15 protein-coding genes are annotated in these 13269 nt (G+C 71.9%); 6 read left to right on the top strand and 9 right to left on the bottom strand.

Annotation, left to right across the window (positions count from 1 at the left end):
• Nucleotides 1-17 precede the first annotated feature (17 nt).
• Complete coding sequence (locus BG482_RS29070) at nucleotides 18-902, bottom strand: LysR family transcriptional regulator (RefSeq protein WP_069772129.1); 885 nt, start codon at nucleotides 900-902, stop codon at nucleotides 18-20.
• 138 nt (nucleotides 903-1040) lie between these two features.
• Between BG482_RS29070 and mgrA the strand changes: the two genes are divergently transcribed.
• The gene (gene mgrA / locus BG482_RS29065; protein WP_069772128.1) at nucleotides 1041-2033 is read left to right on the top strand and encodes an L-glyceraldehyde 3-phosphate reductase; all 993 of its coding nucleotides are present in this window, start codon (nucleotides 1041-1043) and stop codon (nucleotides 2031-2033) included.
• On the opposite strand, the gene BG482_RS29060 is transcribed toward mgrA, so the two are convergent.
• Nucleotides 2023-2334 (bottom strand): DUF1905 domain-containing protein, encoded by a 312-nt coding sequence (locus tag BG482_RS29060; protein ID WP_256096500.1) that lies wholly within the window; start codon nucleotides 2332-2334, stop codon nucleotides 2023-2025. The genes mgrA and BG482_RS29060 overlap by 11 nt on opposite strands.
• A 74-nt stretch (nucleotides 2335-2408) precedes the next feature.
• The gene (locus tag BG482_RS29055) at nucleotides 2409-2810 is read right to left on the bottom strand and encodes a nuclear transport factor 2 family protein (protein WP_069772127.1); all 402 of its coding nucleotides are present in this window, start codon (nucleotides 2808-2810) and stop codon (nucleotides 2409-2411) included.
• A gap of 309 nt (nucleotides 2811-3119) precedes the next feature.
• On the opposite strand from BG482_RS29055, the gene BG482_RS29050 reads away from it, so the two are divergent.
• Nucleotides 3120-3530 carry a hypothetical protein gene (locus tag BG482_RS29050; RefSeq protein WP_069772126.1) on the top strand — a complete coding sequence of 137 codons (411 nt, stop codon included), beginning with the start codon at nucleotides 3120-3122 and terminating at the stop codon, nucleotides 3528-3530.
• Between the two features lie 119 nt (nucleotides 3531-3649).
• Nucleotides 3650-5989, top strand: coding sequence for an FHA domain-containing protein (locus tag BG482_RS29045; protein ID WP_069772125.1), 2340 nt, complete (start codon nucleotides 3650-3652; stop codon nucleotides 5987-5989).
• A gap of 97 nt (nucleotides 5990-6086) precedes the next feature.
• Here BG482_RS29045 and BG482_RS29040 read toward each other — a convergent pair whose 3' ends face one another.
• Together BG482_RS29040 and BG482_RS29035 are read right to left on the bottom strand one after the other, a co-directional pair.
• Entirely contained in the window at nucleotides 6087-6500 is a 414-nt protein-coding gene (locus BG482_RS29040) for a nuclear transport factor 2 family protein (protein WP_069772124.1), read from the bottom strand.
• A gap of 34 nt (nucleotides 6501-6534) precedes the next feature.
• Nucleotides 6535-7803 (bottom strand): streptophobe family protein, encoded by a 1269-nt coding sequence (locus tag BG482_RS29035; RefSeq protein ID WP_069772123.1) that lies wholly within the window; start codon nucleotides 7801-7803, stop codon nucleotides 6535-6537.
• A gap of 213 nt (nucleotides 7804-8016) precedes the next feature.
• On the opposite strand from BG482_RS29035, the gene BG482_RS29030 reads away from it, so the two are divergent.
• A complete protein-coding gene (locus BG482_RS29030; protein ID WP_069772122.1) occupies nucleotides 8017-8478 on the top strand; it encodes an ATP-binding protein in 462 nt (153 codons plus the stop codon).
• Nucleotides 8479-8772: 294 nt separating this feature from the next.
• Here the strand turns inward: BG482_RS29030 and BG482_RS29025 are convergent, their stop codons facing one another.
• Nucleotides 8773-9660 carry an RNA polymerase sigma factor SigF gene (locus tag BG482_RS29025; protein WP_069772121.1) on the bottom strand — a complete coding sequence of 296 codons (888 nt, stop codon included), beginning with the start codon at nucleotides 9658-9660 and terminating at the stop codon, nucleotides 8773-8775.
• 257 nt (nucleotides 9661-9917) lie between these two features.
• Between BG482_RS29025 and BG482_RS29020 the strand changes: the two genes are divergently transcribed.
• Complete coding sequence (locus tag BG482_RS29020) at nucleotides 9918-10334, top strand: RodZ family helix-turn-helix domain-containing protein (protein WP_069772120.1); 417 nt, start codon at nucleotides 9918-9920, stop codon at nucleotides 10332-10334.
• Between the two features lie 21 nt (nucleotides 10335-10355).
• Here BG482_RS29020 and BG482_RS29015 read toward each other — a convergent pair whose 3' ends face one another.
• Nucleotides 10356-10958, bottom strand: a complete 603-nt coding sequence (locus BG482_RS29015; RefSeq protein WP_069772119.1) for a ClpP family protease — start codon at nucleotides 10956-10958, stop codon at nucleotides 10356-10358.
• 1 nt (nucleotide 10959) lies between these two features.
• Nucleotides 10960-11598, bottom strand: coding sequence for an ATP-dependent Clp protease proteolytic subunit (locus tag BG482_RS29010; RefSeq protein WP_069772118.1), 639 nt, complete (start codon nucleotides 11596-11598; stop codon nucleotides 10960-10962).
• 246 nt (nucleotides 11599-11844) lie between these two features.
• Between BG482_RS29010 and BG482_RS29005 the strand changes: the two genes are divergently transcribed.
• Nucleotides 11845-12342: a VOC family protein gene (locus tag BG482_RS29005; RefSeq protein WP_069772117.1), complete on the top strand. Its 498-nt coding sequence runs from the start codon at nucleotides 11845-11847 to the stop codon at nucleotides 12340-12342.
• On the opposite strand, the gene BG482_RS29000 is transcribed toward BG482_RS29005, so the two are convergent.
• The gene (locus BG482_RS29000; RefSeq protein ID WP_370745900.1) at nucleotides 12312-13259 is read right to left on the bottom strand and encodes an aminoglycoside phosphotransferase family protein; all 948 of its coding nucleotides are present in this window, start codon (nucleotides 13257-13259) and stop codon (nucleotides 12312-12314) included. The genes BG482_RS29005 and BG482_RS29000 overlap by 31 nt on opposite strands.
• Between the last annotated feature and the right edge of the window lie 10 nt (nucleotides 13260-13269).

The raw sequence follows: 13269 nt of genomic DNA, 5'->3' as shown, positions 1-13269 counted from the left end.
CATCGCTCAGCGCGCCCTCATCCGCCCCCCGTTTCCAGCAGCCCCATCAGCGCCCTGGCCGCGGGGCTGGTCGCCCGGGCCGGCGGCAGCAGGGCGACCGTCTCGTAGGCGGCCTCGCCCGTGCCCTTGAGTTCCAGGGCGGCGAGGGCCTCGCGCTTGTGCCGGAAGTGACGCGGCACGACCGCGACGCCCAGGTTCTCGTCCACCAGGTCGAGGAGGTCGTGCACGTCGTTGACCTCCAGCGCGACCGTGCGCCGCACCCCCGCCTCGGCGAACGCGGCGTCCGTGGCGCGGCGCGGGCCCCAGTCGGGGTGGAAGTCGACGAACACCTCGCCGGCCAGGTCCTGCGGCGTCAGCGCCGCCGACGCCCCGGCGAGCCGGTGGTCGGGATGGCACAGCACGTACATCGGCTCGGCGGCCAGCGGCACGCAGCGCAGCTGATCGGTGTCCGGCTGGGTGCGGTAGGCGAAGGCCAGGTCGAGCCGCCCGGCGGTCACCTCCTCGCCCAGCGCGCCCGATCCGGTCTGGCGCAGCCGGATCTCCACGTCGGGATGGCGCCGCCGGAAGGCCGCGAGCAGCCCCGCCACATGCACCCCGGCGATGCACTGTTCGGTTCCCACCGAGAGGGTGCCGCGGACCACTCCCTGCACGGCGGCCACCGCCTCATGGGCCGCCCGCACCTGTGCCAGGACGCGCTCCGCCTCGGCCAGCAGCGCCCGGCCCGCCTCCGTCAGCGTCACCCTGCGGGTGGTCCGCACGAACAGGGGTGCGCGCAGTTCCCGCTCCAGCGCCCGGATCGACGCCGACAGCCCCGACTGCGACACCATTAGGCGTTCGGCGGCCCGGGTGAAATGCTGGTCCTCGGCGACGGCGACGAAGTGCTGGAGGTGGCGCAGTTCCATGATTGAGAAGCCTAGCCGCTGAATCCCATCGGATTCTTCTGTTGGACCACTGCCCGCAGGTGGAGCCAGAGTGGGTAACGGTTCCGGAAACAGATCTTCCCGAACCCGCTCGTCGTGCCAACCCCTCCTGGAGTCGCGTTGTACACCGCACACCCCGACCGCTACGCGAACATGCCCTACCGGCGCACCGGACGCAGCGGCCTGAAGCTCCCCGCGCTGTCGCTCGGCCTGTGGCACAACTTCGGCCCGGACCGCCCGGTCGAGACCCAGCGGGCCATCCTGCGCCGCGCCTTCGACCTCGGCATCACCCACTTCGACCTGGCCAACAACTACGGTCCGCCGCCCGGCGCCGCCGAGTCCGCGCTCGGCGGGTTCCTGCGGACCGACTTCGGGGCCTACCGCGACGAGCTGGTCATCTCCACCAAGGCCGGCTACCTGATGTGGCCCGGCCCGTACGGCGAGTGGGGCTCGCGCAAGTACGTGCTGTCCTCGCTGGACCAGAGCCTGTCGCGCATGGGGCTGGACTACGTCGACGTCTTCTACTCGCACCGCCCGGACCCGGAGACCCCCCTCGAGGAGACGATGGGCGCCCTGCACTCCGCCGTCCAGCAGGGCAAGGCGCTGTACGTCGGCGTCTCCAACTACTCGGCGGAGCAGACCCGGGAGGCGGCCCGTATCCTCGGCGAACTGGGCACGCCGCTGCTCATCCACCAGCCCCGCTACTCGATGCTGGACCGCCGTCCGGAGACCGAGGGCCTGCTCGACGCGCTGGACGAGCTCCAGGTCGGCTCGATCGTGTTCTCCCCGCTGGAGCAGGGTGTGCTGACCGGCCGCTACCTGGACGGCATCCCGGAGGACTCGCGGGCGGCGAGCGACAGCCCCTTCCTGAACTCCGAGGCGCTCACCGAGGAGCTCGTCGGCAAGCTGCGCGCCCTGGACGACATCGCCAGGTCCCGCGGCCAGTCCCTCGCCCAGCTCGCCCTCGCCTGGGTGCTGCGCGGCGGCCGGGTGACCTCGGCGCTGGTGGGCGCGAGCAGCGCCCGGCAGATCGAGGACAGCGTCGGCGCCCTGGACCGGCTGGACTTCGAGGACGAGGAGCTGGCCCGGATCGACGCCGTGATCAACGGCTGAGCCGCTCCGTCAGCCGCACGGTCACCGAGTCCCCCTCCTGCTTCCCGATCGCCTTGCGCACCTCGGCCTTGACGGGGAGCTTGTGGGTGCCGTCCCCCAGGGCCATGAACGAACTGCGGAAGGGATGCCCGTCGACCGTTCCGCGGATCTTCACCAGTCCGCGGGTGCCGAAGAACGCGACGGAGTCCGGCCAGACGACATAGGTCCAGCCACCGTGCGCCGGACTCCTGCGCAGGACGGCGGTGAATTCGGCATTCAGTGTTCCGCTTGCGCTCCCGCTCGCCATTCCGTCGGCGCTCATGATGTTCCTCCGCTCGCGGTGATCCCTTTTCGGGTAGACCGCCGCGCGCGGAGGAATTCATCGCTTCCGGGGTCTCAGCTTCCGTCGGGCACGCGGTCGAGGAATCCGAGGACGGAGATGATCCGGTCCTGCGCGTCCAGCGTGATGACGTCGGATCCGGCCACCGGCGCCGCACCTCCCCCGGAGGAGGAATCTCCGGCCTCGCTCGCCAGCTCCCAGGAGAACCGGGCCGTGTCGTGGTGCCCGTCGACCACGCCGGTGGGGCGGAAGGAGAAGCCCGGGAACTGGGCCTGCACCGCCGCGATCAAGGCGGAGATCTGCTCGTGACCGACGGCGTCGGCAAGGGGATCGGTGTACCGGCCGCCGGTCGCCCACGCTGCGTCGACAGCCTTGGCCAAAGCCTGGGGATCGCGGGCGTTCCAGGCCTCGAAGTAGCGGGCGACGGCGTTCTCGTAACGTGCGGTGTTCGCGGACATGGGGGAATCAGCCTCCGTCGAGGTCGTCGTCACTGGTCAGAAGCCGGATTCGGGTCTTCGCCGATCCGGTGTCACCAGCCTGCCCCCGTCCCCCGTCGCAGTCGATTACCCGCCGGGTAATCACAGCGGTCCCCGGCAGGTGCCGAATTCCGGCCATGAGTGGTGGCGAATATGCCAAGAGACTGGCCAAAAAGACATGGTGACAGTGATTCAGCAGTGAACATACTCGAACGTCAGGGACGAGTTCACTCATAGGAGTCGCACGGAAAGCGAGGAACCGCCGGCAAACCAGCACCGGGGGAGAGGGACGTGCACGACGAATTCCTGTGCCATGTCACCGCGTACGGCGTCTGCGACGGCCGGCGCATCGGCGTACCGCTCGGCACCTACCGGGCTCCGACGCTGGCGCTCGCGCTGTGGTGGCTGCGGGACCGGGCCTCATGGATGGCGGAACGGCTGGATCCGCAGCCCGACAGCGAGCACATCCCGCCGGGCGCGCTGGTCCCGGTCGCCGACACCGTGCGCGACGTTCCCGCGCTGCTGCGGGCCTGGTGCGCCGACCTGGACCGGCAGGAGCTGGTGGCCGACGAGCTGGCGGGCGGCCGACTGGTACGCATCGCGGTCAGCGACGACACCACCGAGTACGAGCTGCTCGCCGAGTCCGTCGACGCGCTCCGCATGCAGCGGACCGTGCCCGCCCTCGTCCTCCCCGTCGGCTGAAGCCCGCCGCCCACCGCTCACCGCCTGCCCACCCCCTCTGCCCCTGTCCCCGCCCCTTCTCCGTCCCGTCCCGGCCGATCCGCAGGGCGCCCGGACGGGCGAATCGATAGAATTCCGGCATGGTGGAGCGGTCGGTCCCCTCGACTGCGCCCGCACTCGTGCTGGCGACCGAGACGGGCTCCACCCTGCTGGTCCCCGGCCGCGACTACCGCGTCGGCCGCGATCCGCTCAGCGACGTCGTCATCGACGACGCCCGGGTCTCCTGGCGGCACGCCGTGCTGCGCTGCGCGGGCGGCCACTGGACCGTCGAGGACCAGCACAGCACCAACGGGACCTACGCCGACGGCGACCGCGTCCACGCGTGGAGCGTCGGCCCCGGCAGTCTCATCCGCTTCGGCAGCCCGTCCGACGGGCCCTACGTCGTCCTGTCCTGCCTTCCCCGGTCCCTGGCCGAGCGGCCGTCGGGCGTGTCGATGCCCGCGGCGACCGGCACCTTCCGGCAGCCCGCCGTCGTCCGGACGATGCCGTCGCACACCGTGCGGATCGGCCGTGCCCCCGACAACGACCTGGTCGTCGACGACCTCGTGGTCTCGCGCCGGCACGCCGAACTGCGCGCTCAGCCCGGCGGCGGACACGAGATCGTCGACCTGGGCAGCCACAACGGGACGTACCTCAACGGTCTGCCCGTGGACCGCGCCCCGGTGGGCCCCGGGGACGTCGTGGGCATCGGCCACTCGGCGTTCTGCCTGGTCGGCGACCAGCTCCAGGAGTACGTCGACACCGGGGAGGTCTCCCTCGACGTACAGGACCTGACGGTCGTCGTCGACCGCGGGCGCACGGTCCTCCTCGACCACGTGTCCTTCCCGGTGGGGGAGAAGTGCCTGCTCGGGGTCGTCGGACCGAGCGGCGCGGGCAAGTCCACCCTGCTCGGCGCCCTGACCGGACAGCGCCCCGCCGACCACGGCACGGTCGTCTACGACGGCCGTGACCTCTACCGGGACTACGCCGAGCTGCGCCAGCGCATCGGACTGGTCCCGCAGGACGACATCCTGCACGCCCAGCTGACGGTGCGCGCCGCCCTCGGCTACGCCGCCGAACTGCGCTTCCCCCAGGACACCCTGAAGGCCGAGCGCCGGGAGCGGGTCGAGGAGGTCATCCGCGAACTCGGCCTGGAACAGCGCGCCGGCCGGCCGGTGCACAGCCTCTCCGGCGGCCAGCGCAAACGGGTCAGCGTGGCCCTGGAACTGCTCACCAAACCCTCGCTGCTTTTCCTGGACGAGCCGACCTCCGGCCTCGACCCCGGTATGGACCGCTCGGTGATGCACATGCTGCGCGGTCTCGCCGACGACGGCCGCACGGTCGTCGTCGTCACCCACAGCGTCCTCAGCCTCGACGTCTGCGACCGGCTGCTCGTGCTCGCGCCCGGCGGCCGGGTCGCCTACTACGGGCCACCCGGGGAAGCCCTGGCCTTCCTGGGCTTCGAGCAGTGGCCCGAGGCCTTCGAGGCGTTCGAACGCGACCGGGACCGGGACTGGGCGGGGGAGTACCGCGCCTCGCCGCTGCGGCGGCGGTACGTGGTCGACGCCGGCGAGCAGCCCCGGCTGCCCCGCTCCGGTCCGGTGATCATGCTTCCGCCGCCCCGGCCCCGCAGCAGGGCCGCGCAGCTCGGCACCCTCGTCCGGCGCTACGCGGCCGCGCTCGCCGCCGACCGCACGTTCCTCGCGATCATGATCGCTCTGCCGTTCGTCATGGGTGCCATGGCCCGGGCCCTCGCCGGGAGCGAGCTGACCCGGGACACCGCGATGAACGCGCTGCTCGTCCTGTGCGTCGGCGGAGTGCTCACGGGAGCGGCCAACGCCGTGCGTGAACTCGTCAAGGAACGCGCGATCTACCGGCGGGAACGCGCCGTCGGTCTGTCCAGGTCGGCGTATCTGATGTCCAAGGTCGTCGTCCTGGGCACGGTGACCGCCGGGCAGGCGGTGGTGCTGACGCTCGTCGCCCTGTTCGGGGTGGACCTGAACGCGCCCGGCGGGCGGGGCGTGCTGACGGCGCCCCTGGCGGAGATCGCCGTCGCGGTGGCGCTGCTGGGCTTCACGGCGATGATGCTCGGCCTGGTGGTCTCGGCTCTGGTCCGCAAGGAGGAGGTGACGATGCCGCTGCTCGTGCTGCTCGCCCTCGTCCAGGTGGTCTTCTGCGGGGCGCTGCTGAAACTGGACGGAGTGCCGGGGCTGGAGCAGTTCGCGTGGCTGGCGCCCGCACGGTGGGCGCTCGGCGCGATGGCCGCCACGGTCGGACTGTCCCGGCTCGTGCCCGGCGACGTCACCGCCGATCCGCTGTTCGGGCACTCGGCGGGGGTGTGGCTGCTCGACACGGCGATGCTGGTCGTGCTCTCGGCGCTCTTCGCGTTCGCGGTCTCCCGTCTCCAGCGCCGGCACGAGCCCGCCGTGATGCGGAGGTGACGCCCGCGGTCCGCCCCGAGCGCACGGGGCGCACCGGACCGCAAGTCAGGCGTGGGACGGGCGTCGGGCGGCCGGGCGCTCCGCGGACCCGACGGTCTCAGCTCCGGCCCGCCCCGCCGAGCGGCGTGCGCCGGGCGATCACCTTGCGTCGGGCGACGCGCCAGGCGACGCCGACCCGCACCACCGTGTCCTCGTACGTGACGGACCCGCACGTCCCGTCCGTCGTGACGCCGAGCCCTTTGGAGCGAGCGCGCACCCGACCCTCGTCCAGCGGCTCCAGCACGATGTCGGTCACGTGATGGGCGACCGGGTTCGCCGCGCCCAGCGCGAGCGCCGCGTCGCGGAGCGCCGCCACCCCGGTGAGGGTGCCGCGACCGAAGTCGGTGAGGTCGTACTCGACGTCGGCGGTGAACACCTCCGCGAGTCGGTCCAGTGCGCCGTCGTCGACCAGATGGCCGTGCAGGGCCAGAAGTTCCATGACGGCCAGACGGTCTTCGAGAGCCAGTGTCATGCCTCGCACCCTGTCACTCGCGCGGTGCCCGTCGTCAACGGGTTTTCGTCCCGTCCCGGCGGCGGAGCGCCCCGGCCGCCGCCCCGCCCAGAAAGCCCGCCACCAGCCCCCAGAGCGCGGCCGCACCCAGCACCGACCAGACCTCGGGATGCAGGAGCAGCCGCCCGGACAGCGCACCGCCCAGATCGCCGAGGCCGAGGACGGACAGGCCGTAGTGCGCGGAGATCCGGCAGGTCAGGCAGATCATGACCGCCGTGATCACCAGGGCGACCGCCGTGCGCAGGGCGTGCCACGGGGGACGCGTCCGGGGCGGCGAGTGCACGGCCGTCAGGAACGCGGCCGCCAGCACCAGCACCGCGTCCACGACGACGAGCCACCACACCCGCCCGTCGTGCTCGGCAAGGGTGCTCAGGTTCAGCCGCGCGGTGTCCGGACCGCGCAGCACCTCGTCCAGGACGTGCGGCATCGGCAGCGCGAACGGACCCTCCACCCGGCCGTTCCAGGTGGCGCCCAGGCCGATGGTGAACACCGGCCACACCAGATTGGGCATCCCGAGCAGCACCACGGCGAACGTCTCGGCCGGACGCCCACGGGTCGCCGCGACGACGAGGGCGACCAGCACCCCCAGGACGACGCAGGCCAGCAGCAGCACGATCATCGCGTGCGCGGCCGGCCGTACCGACTCCTGCAGACGCAGCAGCCGGGCCGGCAACGGCGCCGAGCGCGAGACCAGCAACGCCGTCACGAGCACGCCGGCCAGCCATGCCGAACCGGACACGAGCGTCAGCGGCACATCGGTGGTGAACCCCGCCTTCGGACTGACGCCGAACAGTTCGCCCAGGTCGCTCAGCGTGTCGTCGCCGAGGGGAAGTGCGAAGGTCCGGTGGGCGGCGAGCGCGACGCCGAGCAGACCCAGCAGCCAGACGACGGCGATCCGCGCCGCCCAGCCGGCCAGCTCCGCGGCGCTCGCCACCGCCCGCCGCCGCAGCGGCCGCAGAAAACCCGCGGCGACGACGAGCGCCCCGACGAGAGTGACCGACAGCGGCATCACCGTCAGGCCCGCCCGGGTGCCGGCGAGCCCGCCCGCATCGCCGGAGATCTCCACCGTGCCGCCGACGGCCGTGACGACCGTCGCCGCGACCACCCGGGGAAAGGCGCCCGCGGGCAGATCCGAGGCTCCGGCCGCCCACAGGCCCAGCGCGGCGACCACCCCCATGGCGATCGGTCCGGCCACTGCCGTGACGATCGCCCGCCCCCACCCGTGGCGGGAGACTGCCTGGTCATGGGGGCTGTGCGGGATCACACTGCCACGCTAGGCAGCACCGGCGGGGTGCGCCTGCCGGGAGGGCCGTTCGCGATCGGCCGGCAGAACGGCCGCGCCCATGGCCGGTGTGTGAGGAACCCCATGGTCGTTGCGCGCAAGAGGTGGTAAATGAGGGGGACTGTATGACGCGACTCGGGGTACGAGCATGGGCACAGCAGCGTCCGGCGCGTCCGGCCTCCTAGAGAGAAACGCATGATCGAGCACATCGAGCACCTGGACGGGGCAGTGATACCGATTGGTTTCGATGTACCCGTGGAACCGCTGAGGCGGGCTGCGCACTACACGGGAGAGCCCGGCTGCATAGCCGAGGCCCGTGCCTTCGCCTCCCACTTCGTCGAGCAGCTCAGGACCGAATGGTGCGCCGCGGTCGGCGACCGGGTGATCGGCGAGGTGATGCTGGTGGTCAGCGAACTGGTGACCAACGCCGACCGCCACAGCAACGGGCCGTACATCCTGGAGCTGGAGGGCACGGACGCCTCGGTGACGGTCTGCGTCTACGACAGCAGCGACGCACTGCCCATGCGGTTCCCCAAGGATCCCCAGCGGGTCGGCCGGCACGGCCTGGAGATCGTGCACGCCGTGGCCGCGGAGGTAACCGCCGAGCGGGTGCCGGTCGGCAAGCGCGTCCGCGCCGTGCTCACGCTCGAAGCCTAGGTCGGTGGGGCGCTCAGCCCCACACCCCTCCCTGCCGCGCCGCGCCCTTTGCCGTCCACGACTCCGTGCCGTCCCGTCCTCGGCACCGCCGACGCCCTCACCGGCGACGCTCTCTTCGCAGTGACCCGGCGACCCGTGAGGCCGGGCCGTCGGGGTCGCGGCAGGTGCTCCCCGTCGTCCTCCCGGTCCGCCGCACGTCTTCGTCGGCCGACCGTGTGCTCCCGGTCGGCCGACGGCCCTTCCCGTTCGTTCCGGCCCGGCCGGGTTGCTTCCCGGTCCGGGCGGCCGGCTCTGTCAGGCGCAGCCGAGCTCGCCCAGCATGCCCTGGCGCAGCCGGGCGATGATCCGCTTGATCAGGCGGGAGACGTGCATCTGGGAGCAGCCGAGCCGCTCGCCGATCTCCGCCTGCGTGGCTTCCTCGACGAACCGCATGTGGATGATCTGCCGGTCGCGCTCGCTGAGCTCGGCCATGAGCGGGGCCAAAGAGTGGTAGTCCTCGACGAGACGCAGTCCCTCTTCCTCCACGCCGATGAAGTCGGCGAGGACCGACTCGCCGTTCTCCGGGCCGTCGCCGGTGAGCGCGGCGTCGAGGGAGGAGGAGTTGTAGCCGTTGGCGGCGATCTGCGCCTCGACGACCTGGCTCTCGGCGATGTTCATCAGCGTCGCCAGCTCGGCCACGGTCGGCTCCCGGTCGAGACGGCTGGCGAGCTCGTCGCGCGCCTTGGCCAGTTCGACGCGCAGTTCCTGGAGCCGGCGCGGCACGTGGACGGCCCAGGTCGTGTCCCGGAAGAAACGCTTGATCTCACCGACGATGTAGGGGAGCGCGAACGACGTGAACTCCACCTCGCGGGCCACCTCGAACCGGTCGATGGCCTTGATCAGGCCGATCATCCCGGTCTGGACGATGTCCTCCATGTCGTCCCCGCGGCCACGGAACCGACCGGCCGCGAACCGGACGAGGGACATGTTCATCTCGATGAGCGTGTTGCGGGCGTACTGGTACTCGTGCGTGCCCTCTTCCAGCACGGCCAGGCGCTGGAAGAACTGCCGGGACAATTCGCGGGCGTCGCGCGGAGCGATGCTGCGGGGGGCTTCGATGCCCGGCAGCGGTGTGCCGTCCGCGCTGGCTCCGGCGCCGCCCTCGACGACCGCTGCCTCCGACCGGTTCACGGCGGTCTGCATGGTCTCTCCCTCGACAGTCACGGTTCGACGTCTGTTGTTCTCGGTCCGTGAGCGCACACACATGTGCACGCCCGTTCAGGGGGCGGGTACCCGGTCTTCGCGGACCCATGCCTGCGAAGCAGGAAGAAAATCGTAGCGGTACCCACCCGTCGGAGAACCCCCGGTCGACCGCGCTCTCCGGTTCCACCCAGGGCGCAATACCGCACCCTTGCGGGGCCGACCGGAGATCCTAGGCTTGAGAGGTGAGCAATCAAGAGGTGAGCAGTCAAGCGCCGGACCGAGCCCGCGTGATCCCGTTGCGCCCGCCTTCCGCGCGCCCGGGCGCCCCGGTCTCCGCCCCCGTTCCCGGCGCCTCACGGCCCGCCGCGAGAGAGCCCCTGTGGCGGGACCTGATCGGAGACGTCCTGCGCCGTGAACGTCAGGCGCAGGAGCGCACCCTCAAGGACGTCGCCGACTCCGCCCGTATCTCCATGCCGTACCTGTCGGAGGTCGAGCGCGGCCGCAAGGAGGCCTCCTCGGAGGTCCTCGCGGCCGCCGCCCAGGCTCTCGGCCTGAGCCTGGGCGACCTGCTGACCCGGGCCCAGGGCGAGCTGATCAGGCTCGCCGGCCGGCATCCCGCGCGCAGCCGCGCGACGCCCGCCTCGTCGTACGACGGGCTCTGCCTGGCCGCCTGACGCGCCCCGCGGGCCGGCGTCTCACACCCTGGCGAGACGCCGGCTCAGCACCTCGTCGGCCAGCCCGTAGGCCACCGCTTCCTCGGCGGTGAACACCTTGTCGCGGTCCATGTCGGCGCGCAGCATCGTGATGTCGTGCCGGGTGTGCCGGGCCAGCACCTCCTCCACCTGCGAGCGGATGCGGACCATCTCCTTGGCCTGGAGCGCCAGGTCCGACACGGTGCCCTGCCGGCCGCCGCTCGCCGGCTGCCCGAGCAGCACGCGCGCGTGCTCCAGCACGAACCGACGGCCGGGATCCCCGCCGGCCAGCAGCACGGCCGCGGTCGAGGCGGCCTGTCCGACGCAGAACGTCGAGATCGGGGCCTGGACGAACGTCATGGTGTCGTAGATCGCCATGAGCGAGGTGAACGAGCCGCCGGGCGAGTTGAGGTAGATCGCGATCTCGTTCTCCGGCGCCGACGACTCCAGATGGAGGAGTTGCGCGATGACGACGTTGGCGACGCCGTCGTCGATCTCCGTGCCGATGAAGATGATCCGCTCGGACAGCAGCCGGCTGAACACGTCGTAGGAGCGCTCGCCCTGCGGGGTCCGCTCGACGACGTTCGGAATCGTGTAGGTCCCCATGTCACAGTCCCATCCGTCGCTTGGAGGCGGTGGGCTGGACGTCCGCGAGGGACTCGACGACCCGGTCCACCATGCCGTACTCCCTGGCCTGCTCGGCCGTGAACCAGCGGTCGCGGTCCCCGTCCCGGGAGATGGTCTCGGGGGACTGGCCGGTGTGCTCCGCGGTGATGCGCTCGATGGTCCGCTTGGTGAACTCCAGGTTCTCGGCCTGGATCTCGATGTCCGCGGTGGTGCCGCCGATCCCGGCGGACGGCTGGTGCATCATGACGCGCGCGTTCGGCAGCGCGTACCGCTTGCCGGGCGTGCCGACGCTGAGCAGGAACTGGCCCATGCTGGCCGCGAAGCCCATGGCGAGCGTCGAGACGTCGTTGGGGATCAGCTGCATCGTGTCGTAGATCGCCAGCCCCGCGTGCACCGATCCGCCCGGGCTGTTGATGTACAGGCTGATGTCGGTGTGCGGGTCCTCCGCGGACAGGATCAGCAGCTGGGAGCAGACCCGGTTGGCGGAGACCTCGTCGACCTGGGTGCCCAGCAGGACGATGCGCCGGCCGAGCAGTTGGGCGGCGAGCTGGTCGTCGAACCGGGTGGGCGCCGTGTCGCCCTCCTCGGCCCGGGGAGCGAACGTGGTGAGTGGAGTCATCGGTTCTCCTCGTCGTGGCGCGGATGCCGTCGACTCCACTGTCGACCGGGCGTCGGGCCCGGACGCCGTTTCTCTGCCCGCGGCAGATTCGCCACGGGCAGATCGCTTCGGGGTGTCGTGCGCGGCCCGCCGGAACGTCCGTGCTCCGGTCGGGTGGGCCGCGCACTGCCGTCGGTCCGGCCGATGAGTTCCAGGGCCAGCGGGAGTCGACACTCAGAACCGCGTTCCACGCCCAGGAGGTTTGCGATGACCACCGACGGATTCACCACGTGTCTCTGGTTCGACGGCCAGGCCGAGGAAGCCGCCCACTACTACGTCTCGATCTTCAAGAACTCCTCGATCGGGAGCATCGGCCGCTACAACGAGGCCGGTCCCGGACCGGCGGGCTCCGTGCTCGCCGTGGAGTTCACCGCCAACGGACAGAGGTTCGTCGGGATCAACGGCGGCCCCCAGTTCACCTTCAGCGAGGCGATCTCGTTCCAGATCCACTGTGCGGACCAGGAGGAGGTCGACCACTACTGGGCCAAGCTCACCGAGAACGGCGGCGAGCCCGGCCCGTGCGGCTGGCTCAAGGACAGGTACGGACTGTCCTGGCAGGTCATCCCGGACGGGGTGATCGAGATGATCAGCGATCCCGACCCCGAGAAGGCCGTCCGCACCACCCGGGCCATGTACGCCATGGGCAAGCTCGACCTCGCCGCCCTGCGCAGGGCCTACGAGGGCGAGGAGACACCGGACGCCTGAGGGGGCGCGCCCTGCGACCGGGACTCGGCCAGGATCTCTCCGATCACATGCCGGGAGTTCTCCGCCAGCGGCGGATTGGTCTCCCAGTAGTACGGCAGCTGGATCAACGAGATCGACAGCGCCCAGCCCCGGCCGCGCGCCCACTCGGCGTCGTCCGCGCCCACGGCCTCGCGGAAGGCGCCGCGCGCCGACGCGGGCAGCAGGTTCCACGCGACGATCAGATCGACGGCCGGGTCGCCGATCCCGACGCACCCGAAATCGATCACCGCCGTGAGCCGCCCGTCCTGGACCAGCACGTTCCCGGGCGAGAGGTCCCCGTGGGCCCACAGGGGCGGCGCCACGCGGACCGGCGCCCGCAGCGCCTCCTCCCACAGGGCGGTGACCGCGTCGGTGTCGATCCGCCCGGTGAGCCGGGCCAGGGCGTCGCGGGTGGGGCCGTCGCGCTCGGCCAGCGGAACGCCCCGGCCGTTCGGCGGGCCGCCGCGCGGGTCGATCCCGCGCAGGGCGGTGACGAACGCGGCCAGCTCCGCCGCCAGCGACAGCGGCCGCTCCACGCTGCCCGCGGCCGGATTGCGGCCGTCCAGCCAGCGGTAGACCGACCAGGGCCAGGCGAACCCCTCTCCCGGCCCGCCCTGCGCCAGCGGCACCGGCGCCGCCACCGGCAGGGCCGGCCCGAGCCGGGCCAGCCAGCGCGCCTCGTGCCCCACGCTCTCGACCGCGCCGGGGTGCCGGGGCAGTCGCACCACCTTGTCGTCGCCCAGCCGGAACATCGCGTTCTCCGTGCCGGAGGAGGGCAGCCGCCGCACGGTAAGCCCGGCCCATCGCGGGAACTGGGCGGCGACGAGCCTGCTCACCAGCGGGGCGTCGAGGTCGACCTCGTCCGGACGCATCTTCACAGCGGCACACATGCACCCCATTGGACGAGGC

The organism is Streptomyces sp. LUP30 (genome assembly GCF_001746365.1).
Taxonomy (GTDB): Bacteria; Actinomycetota; Actinomycetes; order Streptomycetales; family Streptomycetaceae; genus Streptomyces.
This window is presented reverse-complemented; position numbering and strand designations above follow the sequence as displayed.